This window comes from Paraburkholderia phymatum, assembly GCF_038900715.1.
GTDB classification, from domain to species: domain Bacteria; phylum Pseudomonadota; class Gammaproteobacteria; order Burkholderiales; family Burkholderiaceae; genus Paraburkholderia; species Paraburkholderia phymatum_A.
In genome coordinates this window covers 252,949-267,549 of record NZ_JAYMRZ010000006.1, presented here as the reverse complement: position 1 = coordinate 267,549, position 14,601 = coordinate 252,949, and the positions used below count along the sequence as shown (strand labels likewise).

Annotated in this window: 13 protein-coding genes and 1 pseudogene; 8 read left to right on the top strand and 6 right to left on the bottom strand. The window is 67.3% G+C overall.

Annotated features, from left to right (window positions below; translation table 11 throughout):
* Nucleotides 1-79: 79 nt before the first annotated feature.
* Nucleotides 80-514: pseudogene (locus VSR68_RS14260) on the bottom strand (GMC oxidoreductase); the annotation flags it as partial.
* 195 nt (nucleotides 515-709) lie between these two features.
* Between VSR68_RS14260 and VSR68_RS14255 the strand changes: the two are divergent.
* Together VSR68_RS14255 and VSR68_RS14250 are read left to right on the top strand one after the other, a co-directional pair.
* On the top strand, nucleotides 710-2,383 hold the full coding sequence (locus VSR68_RS14255; protein ID WP_342940457.1) for an isovaleryl-CoA dehydrogenase: 1,674 nt from the start codon (nucleotides 710-712) through the stop codon (nucleotides 2,381-2,383).
* 50 nt (nucleotides 2,384-2,433) lie between these two features.
* Entirely contained in the window at nucleotides 2,434-3,852 is a 1,419-nt protein-coding gene (locus VSR68_RS14250) for a coniferyl aldehyde dehydrogenase (RefSeq protein WP_342940456.1), read from the top strand.
* Nucleotides 3,853-3,882: 30 nt separating this feature from the next.
* Here the strand turns inward: VSR68_RS14250 and VSR68_RS14245 are convergent, their stop codons facing one another.
* The 5 genes from VSR68_RS14245 to fliE form a co-directional block, all read right to left on the bottom strand.
* Nucleotides 3,883-4,215, bottom strand: coding sequence for an EscU/YscU/HrcU family type III secretion system export apparatus switch protein (locus tag VSR68_RS14245; RefSeq protein ID WP_342940455.1), 333 nt, complete (start codon nucleotides 4,213-4,215; stop codon nucleotides 3,883-3,885).
* Entirely contained in the window at nucleotides 4,212-5,630 is a 1,419-nt protein-coding gene (locus VSR68_RS14240) for a flagellar hook-length control protein FliK (RefSeq protein WP_342940454.1), read from the bottom strand. Before VSR68_RS14240 ends, VSR68_RS14245 begins: the two co-directional genes overlap by 4 nt.
* Before the next feature lie 98 nt (nucleotides 5,631-5,728).
* On the bottom strand, nucleotides 5,729-6,058 hold the full coding sequence (locus tag VSR68_RS14235; RefSeq protein WP_342940453.1) for a flagellar protein FliT: 330 nt from the start codon (nucleotides 6,056-6,058) through the stop codon (nucleotides 5,729-5,731).
* Nucleotides 6,055-6,489 carry a flagellar export chaperone FliS gene (fliS, locus tag VSR68_RS14230; protein ID WP_342940452.1) on the bottom strand — a complete coding sequence of 145 codons (435 nt, stop codon included), beginning with the start codon at nucleotides 6,487-6,489 and terminating at the stop codon, nucleotides 6,055-6,057. The genes VSR68_RS14235 and fliS overlap by 4 nt, the downstream gene beginning before the upstream one ends.
* 224 nt (nucleotides 6,490-6,713) lie before the next feature.
* Nucleotides 6,714-7,049, bottom strand: coding sequence for a flagellar hook-basal body complex protein FliE (fliE, locus tag VSR68_RS14225; protein ID WP_342940451.1), 336 nt, complete (start codon nucleotides 7,047-7,049; stop codon nucleotides 6,714-6,716).
* 235 nt (nucleotides 7,050-7,284) lie between these two features.
* Here fliE and fliF point away from each other — a divergent pair, with 235 nt between their 5' ends.
* The 6 genes from fliF to VSR68_RS14195 all read left to right on the top strand — a co-directional run bounded on the left by fliF (nucleotide 7,285) and on the right by VSR68_RS14195 (nucleotide 14,473).
* The gene (gene fliF / locus VSR68_RS14220) at nucleotides 7,285-9,066 is read left to right on the top strand and encodes a flagellar basal-body MS-ring/collar protein FliF (RefSeq protein WP_342940450.1); all 1,782 of its coding nucleotides are present in this window, start codon (nucleotides 7,285-7,287) and stop codon (nucleotides 9,064-9,066) included.
* Entirely contained in the window at nucleotides 9,056-10,051 is a 996-nt protein-coding gene (gene fliG, locus VSR68_RS14215; RefSeq protein WP_342940449.1) for a flagellar motor switch protein FliG, read from the top strand. The genes fliF and fliG overlap by 11 nt, the downstream gene beginning before the upstream one ends.
* Nucleotides 10,038-10,712, top strand: a complete 675-nt coding sequence (fliH, locus tag VSR68_RS14210) for a flagellar assembly protein FliH (protein WP_428983505.1) — start codon at nucleotides 10,038-10,040, stop codon at nucleotides 10,710-10,712. Before fliG ends, fliH begins: the two co-directional genes overlap by 14 nt.
* Entirely contained in the window at nucleotides 10,706-12,367 is a 1,662-nt protein-coding gene (fliI, locus tag VSR68_RS14205) for a flagellar protein export ATPase FliI (RefSeq protein ID WP_342940447.1), read from the top strand. The genes fliH and fliI overlap by 7 nt, the downstream gene beginning before the upstream one ends.
* Nucleotides 12,368-12,376: 9 nt before the next feature.
* Nucleotides 12,377-12,826, top strand: a complete 450-nt coding sequence (gene fliJ, locus VSR68_RS14200) for a flagellar export protein FliJ (RefSeq protein ID WP_342940446.1) — start codon at nucleotides 12,377-12,379, stop codon at nucleotides 12,824-12,826.
* Between the two features lie 75 nt (nucleotides 12,827-12,901).
* A complete protein-coding gene (locus VSR68_RS14195) occupies nucleotides 12,902-14,473 on the top strand; it encodes a flagellar hook-length control protein FliK (protein ID WP_342940445.1) in 1,572 nt (523 codons plus the stop codon).
* The last annotated feature ends 128 nt before the right edge of the window (nucleotides 14,474-14,601 follow it).

The window sequence follows — 14,601 nt, the reverse complement described above, 5'->3', positions numbered from 1 at the left end:
TCATTGGGGCGCGATTATAGGAGCGGGAAAATCTCAGAAATGAAGCGATGACTGAATTTCGAGCTTTATCGGACTAATCCTATTTAGCTGCTGCGCCAGCGGGTTCATCCGCGATAACGGACGACGCGCGCTCGACGCGTGTGGCCGCGATGAAATCGGCGGCACGTTCTCCGATCATCACCGTCGGCGCATTCGTGTTGCCGCCGATCAGCGTCGGCATCACCGATGCATCGACCACGCGCAGGCCCGTCACGCCGCGCACGCGCAGCTGCGTATCGACGACGGCGTGTTCGTCGCTGCCCATCCGGCAAGTTCCGACCGGATGATAGATCGTGTCTGCATGCGCGGCGATCGTCGCGCGCAGTTCGGCATCCGTCTGACCGGGACGCGTGTAAAGCTCGCGCCCGCCGCACAGCGCAAGCGACGGCGCATCCAGAATGCGCCGCGACAGACGCACGCCGTCGACGAGCAGATCGAGATCGCGCGGATCGCCGAGAAACGCCGGATCGATGATGACAGAGCGATCCTTCTAAACGCATCGCGCATCGGCCCCCTATGATGAAAGCTTCCGTCCGCGCAAAGCCGCCCGCCCGGACATCGTTCAAACACGGTCTTTCGCGCGCCGCTGTCCGTACGCATGACTTGCGCGCTCGAATCAAACAGCGCCTCGAAAAATGAACGGCGCGCGTCCGTCAAACGGAGACATGCGATGGAACGGTTCGGCCCCGGCAAGACGCACGACGTGACCAATCAGGTCCCGCCGCTCGCGAACTACAACCTGTTTTCGAGCGATGCCGCGCTCGCCGCCGCCGTCGGCCGCGAAGGCGCGGCGTGGCACCGCGATGCGCTCACGCGTGACGGCGCCGCGCTGACGACACCCGAAGTCCTCGCGCTCGCCGATCTCGCGAACCGCCATACACCGGAACTCGCGACCTTCAACCCGCGCGGCGAACGCATCGACGCGCTCGAGTTTCATCCCGCGTGGCACACGCTGCTCGGTTTGCTGCGTCGCGAGGGCCTGCACGCACTACCGTTTTCCGATCCGCAGCAAGGCGCGATGGTCGCGCGCTGCGCCGGCTATTTCCTGCACGCGCAACTGGAATCCGGCTCGCTCTGTCCGCTGACGATGACGTTCGCGAGCATCCCCGTATTGCAACGCGAGCCCGCACTGTTCGACGCGCTGCGCGACAAGCTCTATTCGCGCGAACACGATTCGCGCGACGTGCCGCTCGATCAGAAGACCTCGATGACGGTCGGCATGGGCATGACCGAAAAGCAAGGCGGATCGGATGTGCGCAGCAACCGGACGCAAGCATTCGCGGCGAACGGCGGCGGACGCGGCGCGGCGTATCGGCTCGTCGGCCACAAATGGTTTTTCTCCGCGCCGCAGTGCGATGCGCATCTCGTGCTCGCGCGCACCGGCGATCACGAAGGCCTGTCGTGCTTCTTCGTGCCGCGCTTCGCACCTGACGGCAGCAAGAACGCCGTGCACATCCAGCGTCTGAAGGACAAGCTCGGCAACCGCTCGAACGCGAGCAGCGAAGTCGAGTTCTTCGATGCCTATGGCCTCATGATCGGCGACGAAGGACGCGGCGTGCCGACCATCATCGAAATGGCGAACTACACGCGGCTCGACTGCGTGATCGGCAGCGCGGCGCTGATGCGCGCCGCGCTCGTGCAGGCGATCCATCACACGCGCCATCGCAGCGCGTTCGGCAAGCATCTCGTCGAACAGCCGCTGATGCGCAACGTGCTCGCCGATCTCGCGCTCGAATCGGAGGCGGCGACGGTGCTATTCATGCGCCTCGCGCGCGCATTCGAAGACACCGCGAATGCGCCGGAAGAACGCGCGTGGCGGCGGCTCGTGACACCCGCCGCGAAGTACTGGGTCTGCAAGCGCACGCTCGAATTCACGGGCGAAGCGATGGAGGTATGGGGCGGCAACGGCTACGTCGAAGAAGGACCGATGGCGCGCTTCTATCGCGAAGCGCCCGTGAATTCGATCTGGGAAGGCTCGGGCAACGTGATGTGTCTCGACGTGCTGCGCGCGATGGAGCGCGAGCCCGAAGCGGCACAGGCGTTGCTCGCCGCGTGGCGCAAAGAAGCGCATGCGCATCCGGCGCTGAACACGGCGATCGAACGGCTGATGAACGCGCTGACGTCGGCGCCCGAAGCGCGCGAGGCGTCCGCGCGCCGCATCGCGCAGCAGATCGTGCTGATCGCGCAGGCGGTGTTGCTCGCGCAACATGCGCCGTCGTTCGTCGCCGATGCCTTCATCGCGACACGGCTCGGCGAAGGCTGCGGCGAGAGCGGCCGCGTGTATGGCACGCTGCCGTCCGCGTTCGATCATGCGGCGATCGTCGATCGCGCTTTCGCGGGCTGACTGCGCGGCACGACGCGCAACACAAAACAATAGAGAGAGAGAGACAAACGATGAAAAACGACCTGCCGGAAGTCGCAGCACTCGAAGGCCTGTTGCGCGAACAACGGGCCGCATATCTGCGCGCGCCGTATCCGTCGTGGGATCAGCGCGCCGCACAATTGAAGGCACTGCGCGACGTGCTGCTCGACAATCGCGACGCACTCGCGGATGCGATGCATGCCGACTTCGGCAATCGCGCGAAAGAAGAAATCCTGCTGGCCGAGTTTCTGCTCGTGAAAGAGGAAATCGACGGCGCGCTGCGTCACGGCAGACGCTGGATGACCGCGCAACGGCGCGCGACGAACAAATGGCTGTTGCCCGCGCGCGCGAAGATCGTGCCGCAGCCGCTCGGCGTGGTGGGGATCATCGTGCCGTGGAACTATCCGGTGCTGCTCGCGGTCGGTCCGCTGATCAGCGCGCTCACAGCGGGCAACCGCGCGATCGTCAAGATGTCGGAGCTGACGCCGCGCACGTCGATGCTCTTCGAACAGCTGATCGCGCAGACCTTCGCGCGCGATCACGTCGCCGTCGTCAATGGCGATGCAAAGCTTGCCGCCGCGTTCAGCGCTCAGCCGTTCGATCATCTGCTGTTCACCGGCTCGACGAAGGTCGGCCATGATGTGATGCGCGCCGCCGCCGAACATCTGACGCCCGTGACGCTCGAACTCGGCGGCAAGTCGCCTGCGATCGTCGGGCCGAACGCGCGCTTCGACTATGCCGTCGACAGCATCGTCGCGGGCAAGACGCTCAACGCCGGGCAGACGTGCATCGCGCCGGACTACGTGCTCGTGCCGCGCGGCAAGGAACAGGCGTTCATCGAACGGGCGCGCGTGCGCATGGCGCGCCTGTATCCGGATTTCGCGCGCAACCGCGATTACACGTCGATCATTTCGCCGCGCCATTTCGCGCGGCTGCAACGACTCGCCGACGAAGCGCGCGAACAGGGCGCGCAACTTCACACGCTCACCGATTCGACGGCCGATGCGAATACGCGCCGTTTTCCGCTCGTCGCCGTGACCGAGGCACCCGACGCGTCCACGCTGATGCAGGAAGAGATTTTCGGACCGCTGCTGCCCGTCGTTCCATACGATTCGATCGACGATGCGATTCGCTATGTCAACGCGCGGCCGCGTCCGCTGTCGCTGTACCTGTATGAAGAGGACAAGGCCACGATTGCGCGCGTCACGCGCGAGACGATAGCGGGCGGCATGTCCGTCAACGAGACGCTGATGCACCTCGCGTGCGAGAGCCTGCCGTTCGGCGGGGTCGGCGCGAGCGGCATGGGCGCGTATCACGGATACGAAGGCTTCGTCACGTTCTCGAAGATGAAGCCGGTTTTCACGCAGGCGCGCTTCAACGGGCGCGGATTGATCGCGCCGCCATACGGCAAGCGCGTGCGGGCACTGCTCGCCTTGATGATGCGGCACTGAGTTCCATCATGCCGCCGGTTTCCCTGGCGGCTACTGCGCCGTGCCCGATGGCGGCGTCGTGGATACGGTGAGTTCGGTGGACGGCACGTCGTCGGCCGCGCCGCTTTCCAGCCGATGCAGCCACGCCAGCAACTCCGCGACGGCCTGATACAACTGCGGCGGGATGCGCGAGTCGAGATCGACCTGCATCAGCAGCGACACCATCTCCGGTGCTTCGTGCACGTACAGGCCCGCTTCCTTCGCGCGCTGCACGATCATGTCGGCGACGAGCCCGTAGCCCTTCGCGACGACGCGCGGCGCTTCGTCGTGACCGTGCGAATCGTAGACCAGCGCCGCCGCGCTCTTGCGATTCGTGCGGCTCATTGCAGATCCCAGTCGAAGTTGTCGTCGTCGGCGTGCGAATGCGGCCTGCCCGCCAGCGCATCCGTCGACCTCGCATACGCCGATGCCGCGGCCGCCGCCGCAGCGGCCGCGCCGCCCGCGAGCGCATTCCCGCCGATCTCGCGGATCGACAGCCCGCTCAGTTCGATGCCCGCCTGCGCAAGCCGCTGCCGGAACGCGTCGCCCTGTGCCGACAGACGCGCCGCACCGCGCGGGCTCGCGAGCACGCGCGCGACGAGCCTTGTGCCCGTCAGCGTGAGTTCGGCGTCGACGGTGCCGAGGGTGGGCAGCGACAGCGTGAGGCGCGTGCGCCACGGATATTCGTCGTCGGCGGAAGAAGCGCCGCTGCCGCCGCGCGGCCATTCGTCGCCTTCCTGCTCGATCGTCCAGTCGAGGCGTGCGCCGGGCCATGCCTCGCCCGTCCAGCGGAACTGTCCCGTCGCGAGCAGATCGAGCTGCTGGCGCACGAGCGGAATCGTCGCGGGATGCAGCGACGCGGCCATCGACTGCGGCTGACGCCCGCTGCCGTCGTCGATGCCCGTTGCACTGGCCGAAGCCGCATGGGGTGCAGCGTGCTCGTCCGTCATGTCGATGATGTCGTGCGTCGCCATGTCGAACGTCGTGAAGCGCGCCGATTGCGCATGCGGTCCATCGGGCGCGCCGCGCGCAGCGAAATTCGCCGAAGCCGCCGCGCCCGGACCCGCGCCGCTCGACGGATGGCCTTGCGTCCACGACAGCGGATCGTCGGCGTCGTGGCTCCAGTCGAGCGGCAACTGCGACGCCATGTCGGCGAGATGATTCTGCGGCTCGGCGGCGAGCGATTCGACGGGCCGTTGCCCCGACAGCCACTGCGCAAGATGCGATTCGTAGAAGAGCCCGCTTTCGTCGACGGTGCGTCTCAGCGCCGCCGCGAGTTCGGCGACGGGCACGGGCGCCGCGACGACATTCGATGCCGCGTTCGATCCCTGCGCCGCGTTTGTGCCGGTTGTGCTGTTCACGCCGTTAGCGCCCTGCGATGCCGCCGATGTTGCCGCATTCCCCGCCGCGTTCGCCGCAGCGGAAGCGCCCGATGCGCCCGTCCCCACATCGAACAACGGCAATGGCGCGACATCGATGGCGGGCGCGGCGGGCCACACGGGCGCCCGGCCGACGAGCGCGGGCGTCGCCTCGCCGCCCGAGCGCGTGATCGCGTCGAGCGTCAGCGCGATGGCGGACAATGCCGTCTGCGCGGATGCGGGCAAAGGCGCGGACGTGGCCGCAACAGGCGTGGTGGGAGTTTTGACGTTGAGCGACGCGTCCGCTTGCGAGGCCGTCGCACCGGCGCGTGCGCCGACGGAAAGGAGGCTGTCGATGCGGCTAGCCAGCAGCGTTGCCACCGCCGAGTCGATTCCGTTCATGCCCGCTTCCTTTCGCGTCTTGACGATGCGTGGCCGCTAGCGGCGCGTGCGCCCATGCGGCTCATGTTGGACTGTGTTACTGGACGGGGATACGGCGCTCAACGCGCCTGGTAGAGTTCCTTCAATACGATCGCGGGGCGGGTCGGCGCAAAGAGCGCCTGCAGCTTCGCCATGCGCGGATTCGCCAGATCGCGGACCGTCGCGTCGTTCGCGAGAATCTGGCGGATCAGGTCGAACTTGCGCGCGCGGTCGTCCTCGGACAGCCGCTCGGACGATTCCGCGTCCTTCAGCGCATCGACGAGATGACGGTACTCGTCCTGCAACAGGACGAGCTCGTTCCACGCCGCGTTTCGCGCCGCCATCACCATCTGCACCGAAATCACTGCAATTGCCTCGTAGCGGGCAAGATATTCTTCGTTCGAATTCATCTCATGCTTTCCGCGGACGACTGCGTCACCATCCGCGCGATCTCCGGCGCGATTCCGAGCCAGGCTTCCTCGAGTGTCGCCAGCAAGCCGTCGACTTCGACAAGCATTGCTTCGCTTTGCTTGATGTTCGCCTCGAGCAGCCGCCGCGTCATGTACGAATAAAGCGCATCCAGTCGACCCGCGATTTCGCCGCCCGCTTCCAGGTTGAGCGCCTGCTGCAATCCGTCGCCGATGATCCCGATCGCCTTGGTGATCGCCTGCCCGCGCCCCGGAATGTCGCCCTGCTGCAGATGCATGCGGGCCTGCGCGATCGCCTGACGCGCGCCCTGATACAGCATCACGATCAGGCGGTGCGGGCTAGCGCCCATCGCTCCTGTCTCCAGGCCGACGCGAGCGTAGGCGTTGGCTCCAGAGTGTCCCGGGGAAAACATCGGCGCTCCTCCTGAATTGCAGATGACGATCGATACGACAGCGGCAGGCTTGCCCGGAAACGCGCTGCATCAGCGTGCAGCCCGCCGTCAGGCCAGCCCTTGTATCAAGGTTATCGGATCGTTCGAATAAAGCTTTAGGCCGCCGAAAGGAAGCGTCAAATGAAAGGCCGCCCGACGTGCGCCTGTGCGCCGCCGCGCGGCAGCTGCCGGCCGCGAGCGCCGCTTCAGACGGCCATCTGCATGATCTCGTTGTAGGCCGACACGAGCTTGTTGCGCACCTGCAGGCCGAACTGGAAGCCGACGTTGGCCTTCTGCATGTCCACCATCACGTCGTTCAGCGACACGTTCGGCGCGCCGATCTCAAATGCATGCGCTTCGCCGACCGCGTTCTGCTGGCCGTTGCTGATCTTGTCGATCGAGGCCTTCAGGGCCGACGCGAAGCCGCCCGCCGTGGCCGCGCCGGACCCGTTCGCGGCGGGCGCGCTGCTGCCCGCGGCCTGGGCGGCCATCGACTGCATCTGCTGCAACGCCGACGTGAGCGGATTGATGGGCACAGTCATGTTCTCTCCAGAAGTGGGATGCGGCGGGCATTCGCGCCATGCACCGATTGGACAGGAAGCATAGCAGCGGCCCCCTTCCGAAAGCCGCGAAAGTAAGGGGGAAACCCCCCGCTATTCGAAGCATCGGCTTGCCAGCCCATGCGGATAATCCCTAGCGTGAAAGTCTCTGCCGGTGCGCGCCGCAAGCCCGGGCGCCGCCGGCAGAACTCGAAAGCATTCCGGAGAAACCCGACGCATGGATTCGTCAGCCAACTCTTTGATCAACCCCGACGCCCGCATGGGCCTCGCCGGCGCGCAGCCGGGCACGGCAGGCGCTGCCACGGCCGGCGCAGCAGGCGTCGACCTCGGCGGCACGGGCGGCGGTGGCTTCCCCACGCGCTTCCCGGGCTTGCCCGCGTCGCTGTCGCAGATGCGCGGCAACCCGCGCGCGCCGCTGATCTTCGCGGTGGCGGTGCTGGTCGCCGTCATTGCGGGGCTGATCCTCTGGTCGCGCGCGCCGGACTACAAGGTGCTCTACAGCAACGTCTCCGATCAGGACGGCGGCGCAATCGTTGCCGCGCTCCAGCAGGCGAACGTGCCGTACAAGTTTTCCGATGCGGGCGGCGCGATCCTCGTGCCCGCCGACCAGGTGCATGAAATGCGTCTGCGCCTCGCCTCCCAGGGCCTGCCCAAGAGCGGCTCGGTCGGCTTCGAGCTGATGGACAACCAGAAGTTCGGCATCAGCCAGTTCGCCGAGCAGGTGAACTATCAGCGCGCGCTGGAAGGCGAACTGCAGCGCACGATCGAGTCGATCTCGACGGTGAAGACGGCGCGCGTCCATCTGGCGATTCCGAAGCCGACCGTGTTCGTGCGCGACCGCGAAGCGCCGTCGGCGTCGGTGCTCGTCAATCTGTATCCGGGCCGCATGCTCGACGAAGGCCAGGTCGTGGCGATCACGCATATGGTGGCGTCGGCGGTGCCCGATCTGCCCGTGCGCAACGTGACGATCATCGATCAGGACGGCAGCCTGCTCACGCAGGCGGGCGCCAACGGCAGCGCCCTCGATGCGACGCAGCTGAAGTACGTGCAGCAGATCGAGCACAACACACAGCAGCGCATCGACGCGATCCTCGCGCCGCTGTTCGGCGCAGGCAACGCGCATTCGCAGGTGAGCGCCGACATCGATTTCACGAAGGGCGAGCAGACGTCCGAAAACTACGGCCCGAACGCGAACTCGCAGCAGGCCGCGATCCGCAGCCAGCAGACCAGCACGGCGACGGAAATGACGCAGAGCGGCGCGCAGGGCGTGCCGGGCGCGCTGTCGAACCAGCCGCCGCAGCCGGCCTCGGCGCCCATCGTCGCGAGCGCGAACGGCGCAAGCGGCGTGACGACGACGCCCGTCAGCGACCGCAAGGACTCGACGACCAACTACGAGCTCGACAAGACCGTGAGCCACACGGAAAAGGCGACGGGCGGCATCAAGCGCCTGTCCGTGGCGGTGGTGGTGAACTACATGCGCGTCGTCGATGCGAAGGGTCACGCGACGATGCAGCCGGTTCCCGCCGACAAGCTCGCGCAGGTTACTCAACTGGTGAAGGACGCGATGGGCTTCGACCAGGCGCGCGGCGACTCGGTGAACGTGATGAACAGCGCGTTCACGACGATCCCCGATCCGGACGCCGACCTGCCGTGGTGGCGCACGAAGGACATGATCGCGCTGTACAAGCAGGCCGCGACGTATGCGGGCATCGGCCTCGTCGCGCTGTTCCTCTACTTCGCGATGGTCAAGCCGGCGCTGCGCCGCGCGTTCCCGCCGCCCGAGCCGCCCGCCGCGCTGCCGTCGCCGGACGAGCCGGTGCTCGACGGCCTGCCGGCCATGACCGCGATCGACACCGAAGAGGATGAAGGCACGCTGGTCGCGCTGGAAAGCGACAAGGCCAGATATGAGCGGAACCTCGAATACGCGCGTCAGATCGCGCGCCAGGATCCGAAGATCGTTGCAACCGTCGTGAAGAGCTGGGTGTCCGATGAGCACTGAAGGCGTATTGAAGAGCGCGCTCCTGCTGATGTCGATCGGCGAGGAAGAGGCGGCTCAGGTATTCAAGTTTCTCGGCCCGCGCGAGGTCCAGAAGATCGGCGTCGCGATGGCGTCGCTGAAGAACATCACGCGCGAGCAGATCGACGAGGTGCTGCACGAGTTCGTCGCGGAAGCCGACAAGCACACTGCCCTCTCGCTGGATTCGAACGAGTACATCCGCTCCGTGCTGACGAAGGCGCTCGGCGACGACAAGGCAGGCGCGATCATCGACCGCATCCTGCAGGGCAGCGACACGAGCGGCATCGAAGGGCTCAAGTGGATGGACTCGGGCGCCGTCGCCGAGCTGATCAAGAACGAGCATCCGCAGATCATCGCGACGATTCTCGTGCATCTGGACCGCGATCAGGCGTCGGAGATCGTCTCCTGCTTCGCCGAGCGCCTGCGCAACGACGTGCTGCTGCGCATCGCGACGCTCGACGGCATCCAGCCCGCCGCGCTGCGCGAACTCGACGACGTGCTGACGGGCCTGCTCTCGGGCAGCGACAACCTGAAGCGCAGCCCGATGGGCGGCATCAGGACGGCGGCGGAAATTCTCAACTTCCTGCCGAGCAATCACGAAGAGTCCGTCATCGACAACGTCCGCCAGTACGACGCCGAACTCGCGCAGAAGATCATCGACCAGATGTTCGTGTTCGACAACCTGCTCGACCTCGAAGACCGCGCGATCCAGCTGCTGCTGAAGGAAGTCGAGTCGGAAACGCTGATCATCTCGCTGAAGGGCGCGCAGCCCGCGCTGCGCCAGAAGTTCCTGTCGAACATGTCGCAGCGTGCAGCCGAACTGCTCGCGGAAGATCTCGACGCGCGCGGCCCGGTCCGCGTGTCGGAAGTGGAAACGCAACAGCGCAAGATCCTTCAGGTCGTGCGCAATCTCGCCGAATCGGGCGCGATCGTGATCGGCGGCAAGGCGGAAGATGCGTATGTCTGACCACGATCCCGTGCGCGAGGAAAGCCGCCCGGCCTACCAGCGCTGGGAGATGGCCTCGTTCGATCCGGTGCCCGAGCCGGAACCCGTCGACGACGGCGCTTTCGAAGCCGAGCTGGAACGCCTGCGCGACGCGGCGCATGCGCAAGGCGTCGCGTCCGGCCATGTCGCCGGCCAGGCGCTCGGCTACCAGGCCGGCTACGAGCAAGGCCGCGCACAGGGCTTCGAGCAGGGTCAGGCGGAAGCGCGCGCGGAAGCCGCGCAGCTCGCCGCGCTCGCCGAGACGTTCAAGGCGGCGCTCGACAACGCGCAGCACGAACTGTCCGAAACGATCGTCGCGCTCGCGCTCGACATCGCGCAACAAGTGGTGCGCCAGCACGTGCAGCACGATCCGACGGCGCTCATCGCCGCCGCGCGTGAAGTGATGGCGACGGAACCGGCGCTGATCGGCGCGCCCGCTCTGATCGTGAGCCCGGCCGATCTGCCCGTCGTCGAAGCGTATCTGCTCGAAGAATTGCAGACGCGCGGCTGGAGCGTGCGCACCGATCCCGCGATCGAACGCGGCGGCTGCCGCGCGATCTCCACGACGGGCGAAGTGGACGCCGGCATCGGCACGCGCTGGGAGCGCGTCGCCGCCGCGCTCGGCAAGGCAAGCACATGGTAAAGCCGACCATCGAAGACATTCAGCACAGCGACCTCACGCCGCTCGAACGCGAACTGGCGCTGGCGTCGTTCGGCACCGAGGCGCTCACCGTCGCGCAGATGGAGGCGTCGCTCGCGGCATTGGAATCGGCGATTTCATCGGCCCATGCGGGCGCCGACGCCATCACGTCCGATGCAACTCACGCCGACGCGAGCACTCCGCATCCCGCTGCACATCCCCTCGCTGCGCCCGCAAGCCGCGAGTCGGCGCCGCCGCCCAGGCGCACGCCCGACCCCGCGCTCGCCGGCAATCCGCATCTGCAAGCCTGGCGCGCGCGGCTGAACGGCTTGCGCGAACGCAACCAGATCGCGCGTCCGCTGCGCGCGTGCGGACGTCTGACGCGCGCGGCTGGTCTCGTGCTCGAAGCCGTCGGGCTGCGGCTCGCCGTCGGCGCGGAAGTGATGATCGAGCTGCCTCCCGGCAGCACGCGCACGATGGCGGAAGCCGAAGTGGTCGGCTTCTCCGGCGACAAGCTCTTTCTGATGCCGACGACGGAGGTCGCGGGGCTGCTACCCGGCGCGCGCGTCTATCCGCTCGAAACCGCGCCCATCGCCGATCCGATGGCGGGTGCGAAGCGTCTGCCCGTCGGCTGGGAACTGCTCGGCCGCGTGGTCGATGCGTCGGGCAAGCCGCTCGACGGATTCGGACCGCTCAACGCGAGCAACGACGCGCCGCTCACCGCGCCGACCATCAACCCGTTGCACCGCGAGCCGATTCACAAGGTGCTCGACGTCGGCGTGCGCGCGATCAATGCGCTGCTCACCGTCGGACGCGGCCAGCGCATGGGTCTGTTCGCCGGTTCGGGCGTCGGCAAGTCGGTGCTGCTTGGCACGATGGCGCGCTACACGAGCGCGGAAGTGATCGTGATCGGCCTGATCGGCGAACGCGGACGCGAAGTGAAGGAGTTCATCGAGCAGATTCTCGGCGAGGACGGTCTCGCGCGCTCGGTCGTCGTGGCCGCGCCCGCCGACGTGTCGCCGCTCCTGCGCATGCAGGGCGCCGCGTACGCGACGTCGCTTGCCGAATACTTCCGCGATCAAGGCAAGCACGTACTGCTGCTGATGGATTCGCTGACGCGCTACGCGATGGCACAGCGTGAAATCGCGCTCGCGATCGGCGAGCCGCCCGCGACGAAAGGCTATCCGCCGTCGGTGTTCGCGAAGCTGCCCGCGCTCGTCGAGCGCACGGGCAACGGCCCCGAAGGCGGCGGTTCGATCACCGCGTTCTATACGGTGCTGACGGAAGGCGACGACCAGCAGGACCCGATCGCCGATTCGGCGCGCGCGATTCTCGACGGCCATATCGTGCTGTCGCGCGTGCTCGCCGAAGCGGGCCACTATCCCGCGATCGACATCGAAGCGTCGATCAGCCGCGCGATGACGTCGCTCATCAGCGACGCGCATCTCGACCGCACGCGCCAGTTCAAGCAGATGCTGTCGCGCTATCAACGCAACCGCGATCTGATCAACGTCGGCGCGTATTCGGCGGGACGCGACGGCGTGCTCGACCGCGCGATCGCGCTGTATCCACGCATGGAAGCGTTCCTGCAACAAGGTTTTCGCGAAAGCGCCGGGTTCGAAACCAGCGTCGCGCACCTCGACTCGCTGTTCGGTTAAGGAGACTGAATGAGCAAGCACTTTCCGATCAAGACGCTAATCGGTCTCGCTCAAGACGACGTCGATGCCGCCGCGCGCAAGCTCGGCCGCGTGCAGCGCGAGCGCAACGAGATCGAAGCGCAGCTGAATTCGCTGGTCGAATACCGCGACGAATATCACCGACGCTTTACGGAAACGGCGAAGGCCGGCATGCCCGCCGGCAACATGCGCAATTTCCAGGCATTCATCGACACGCTCGACGCCGCGATCGAACAGCAGCGCCAGTTGCTGGCAGCCGCGACGGCGCGTGTCGAAGCGGCGAAGCCCGAGTGGCAGCGCAGCAAGCAGAAGCTCGGCTCTTACGAAGTGCTCGAAGCGCGCGGCATCGCGGTGCAAGCGCGGGCCGACGCCCGCCGCGAGCAACGCGACGCCGACGAACACGGCGCACGAATTCTCCGGATGCGGGCGGAAGGCGCATGAAGGCGCTTCCGCGCATCGCGCGCCATCTCGCCGTATTGCGCGCAACGGGACTGACACGACCAAACGAGATTTAGCATGTCGCCTCTTTCACTGATCAACTCACTGCTCGGCGCAACGAGCGGCACATCGGGCGGCAGCAGCGCGTCGAATGGCGCGAGCGCGGGAAGCGCGCTGCCCTTCTCGACGACGCTGCAACAAAGCATCGACGCGCAGAATCAGGCGCCCGCCGCGCCGGCGCCTTCCCCGTCAGCGCCCAGCGCAGCGCCGGCGCCGACGTCGACGCCATCGGCATCGGCATCGGCATCGGCATCGGCATCGGCATCGGCATCGAATGGCGCAACGGATGTGGGCAATTCCGGCGTTCACGACGCGCCGCCGCCCGACGACGCATCGAAGAGCGCGAGCACGGCCGACAGCTCGAACAGCACCGACAGCACGAAGTCCGCGAGTCAGACGGGCGGCGCGCAGCAGCCGTCATCGACGAGCGGCGCGAACGGCAAGGACAAGAGCGACTCCGCGTCGAAGCAGAACGCCGACGCGCCGACCACGAGCGCGGCCACGGCTGAAACGGCGGCTGCGGCAGCGGCGGCCGCCGCAGCCGCTCAGGCACAGGCCCAGGCGAGCAGCGCGGCAAATGCGGCAGCGGCAGCGACCACGGCCGACGGCGACACGCAGCCGACCGCGCCCGCTACGACGCCTGTCGCCGGCAACACGACGACGCCCGTGATCCAGACGCCTTCGAAAAAGATCGCATCGCTCGATCCGAAAGCCACGCAAGACGCGCTGCAGGCAGCGTTCGCCGCGATGGCCAGCGGCCAGGGCGCGGCGCCCGCGATGAACACGGCATCCGCGAAGGCGGGCACGCCTGCTACGGGCGACGCGACGCTCGGCGGCCACGGCGCGAACGCCGGCAAGGGCCTGCCGATCGGCGATTTCCACGGCGCGAAGGGCGACGCGGCATCGTCGAGCGCAGCCGCCACGGCCGCCGCATCCACCGGAACCGCGACGCCGCAAAGTTCCGCCGAAGCGCTTGCGGCGGCGACCGCGAACGCGCCGCAGAACGCCGCGCCCACGGCCGGCACCAACGACGCGCTTGCCGCGACCCAAGCGGCGGCGGCGGCGGCGGCGGCGACGGCAACGGCAACGGCATCGACGGTCGCGAGCCAGGCTTCCAATCCCGCGACGGCCGCGATGGCGAACGCCGTCGCGCCGCATGTCGGCACGTCCGACTGGGAAGACGCCTTCAGTCAGAAGGTCGTGTTCCTCACCAGTGCGCATCAGCAGTCGGCGGAACTCACGCTGAACCCGCGCGACCTCGGGCCGCTACAGGTCGTCCTCCAGGTTGCCGATAACCATGCACATGCCCTCTTCGTTTCGCAGCATCAGCAGGTGCGCGACGCGGTCGAAGCCGCGCTGCCGAAACTGCGCGAAGCGATGGAACAAGGCGGCATCGGGTTGGGAAGCGCGAGCGTCAGCGACGGCTTTTCCCGGCAGACCGGCCAGCAGGGCGACGGGCGCAGCGGCAGCGCGCGCGGCGGCCGGGGCGGCAGCCGTGGTGGCGACGCGGGCATCGGCGTCGCGGACAGCGCGACGGCCGTGAACGTGCCCGTGCGCCGCACCGTCGGACTCGTCGACACGTTCGCCTGATTCCGCGCGCACCGCGCAAGCGGCTCGCCGTGAGGGCGGCGGCCGCGCCGTGCTTCCCTGATAACGATTGAAGGCATGCGTTGCGCGCGCGAGGCCCGCGTGCGCATGCCGATGACGAAAACGACAGG

Coding starts and splice junctions, on each gene's coding strand:
- fliF (WP_342940450.1), top strand. CDS start 7,285: ATGGATTCGTCAGCCAACTCTTTGATCAACCCCGACGCCCGCATGGGC.
- fliI (WP_342940447.1), top strand. CDS start 10,706: ATGGTAAAGCCGACCATCGAAGACATTCAGCACAGCGACCTCACGCCG.
- fliG (WP_342940449.1), top strand. CDS start 9,056: ATGAGCACTGAAGGCGTATTGAAGAGCGCGCTCCTGCTGATGTCGATC.
- fliJ (WP_342940446.1), top strand. CDS start 12,377: ATGAGCAAGCACTTTCCGATCAAGACGCTAATCGGTCTCGCTCAAGAC.
- VSR68_RS14195 (WP_342940445.1), top strand. CDS start 12,902: ATGTCGCCTCTTTCACTGATCAACTCACTGCTCGGCGCAACGAGCGGC.
- VSR68_RS14240 (WP_342940454.1), bottom strand. CDS start 5,630: ATGAACGGAATCGACTCGGCGGTGGCAACGCTGCTGGCTAGCCGCATC.
- fliH (WP_428983505.1), top strand. CDS start 10,038: ATGCGTATGTCTGACCACGATCCCGTGCGCGAGGAAAGCCGCCCGGCC.
- VSR68_RS14250 (WP_342940456.1), top strand. CDS start 2,434: ATGAAAAACGACCTGCCGGAAGTCGCAGCACTCGAAGGCCTGTTGCGC.
- VSR68_RS14235 (WP_342940453.1), bottom strand. CDS start 6,058: ATGAATTCGAACGAAGAATATCTTGCCCGCTACGAGGCAATTGCAGTG.
- fliE (WP_342940451.1), bottom strand. CDS start 7,049: ATGACTGTGCCCATCAATCCGCTCACGTCGGCGTTGCAGCAGATGCAG.
- VSR68_RS14255 (WP_342940457.1), top strand. CDS start 710: ATGGAACGGTTCGGCCCCGGCAAGACGCACGACGTGACCAATCAGGTC.
- fliS (WP_342940452.1), bottom strand. CDS start 6,489: ATGTTTTCCCCGGGACACTCTGGAGCCAACGCCTACGCTCGCGTCGGC.
- VSR68_RS14245 (WP_342940455.1), bottom strand. CDS start 4,215: ATGAGCCGCACGAATCGCAAGAGCGCGGCGGCGCTGGTCTACGATTCG.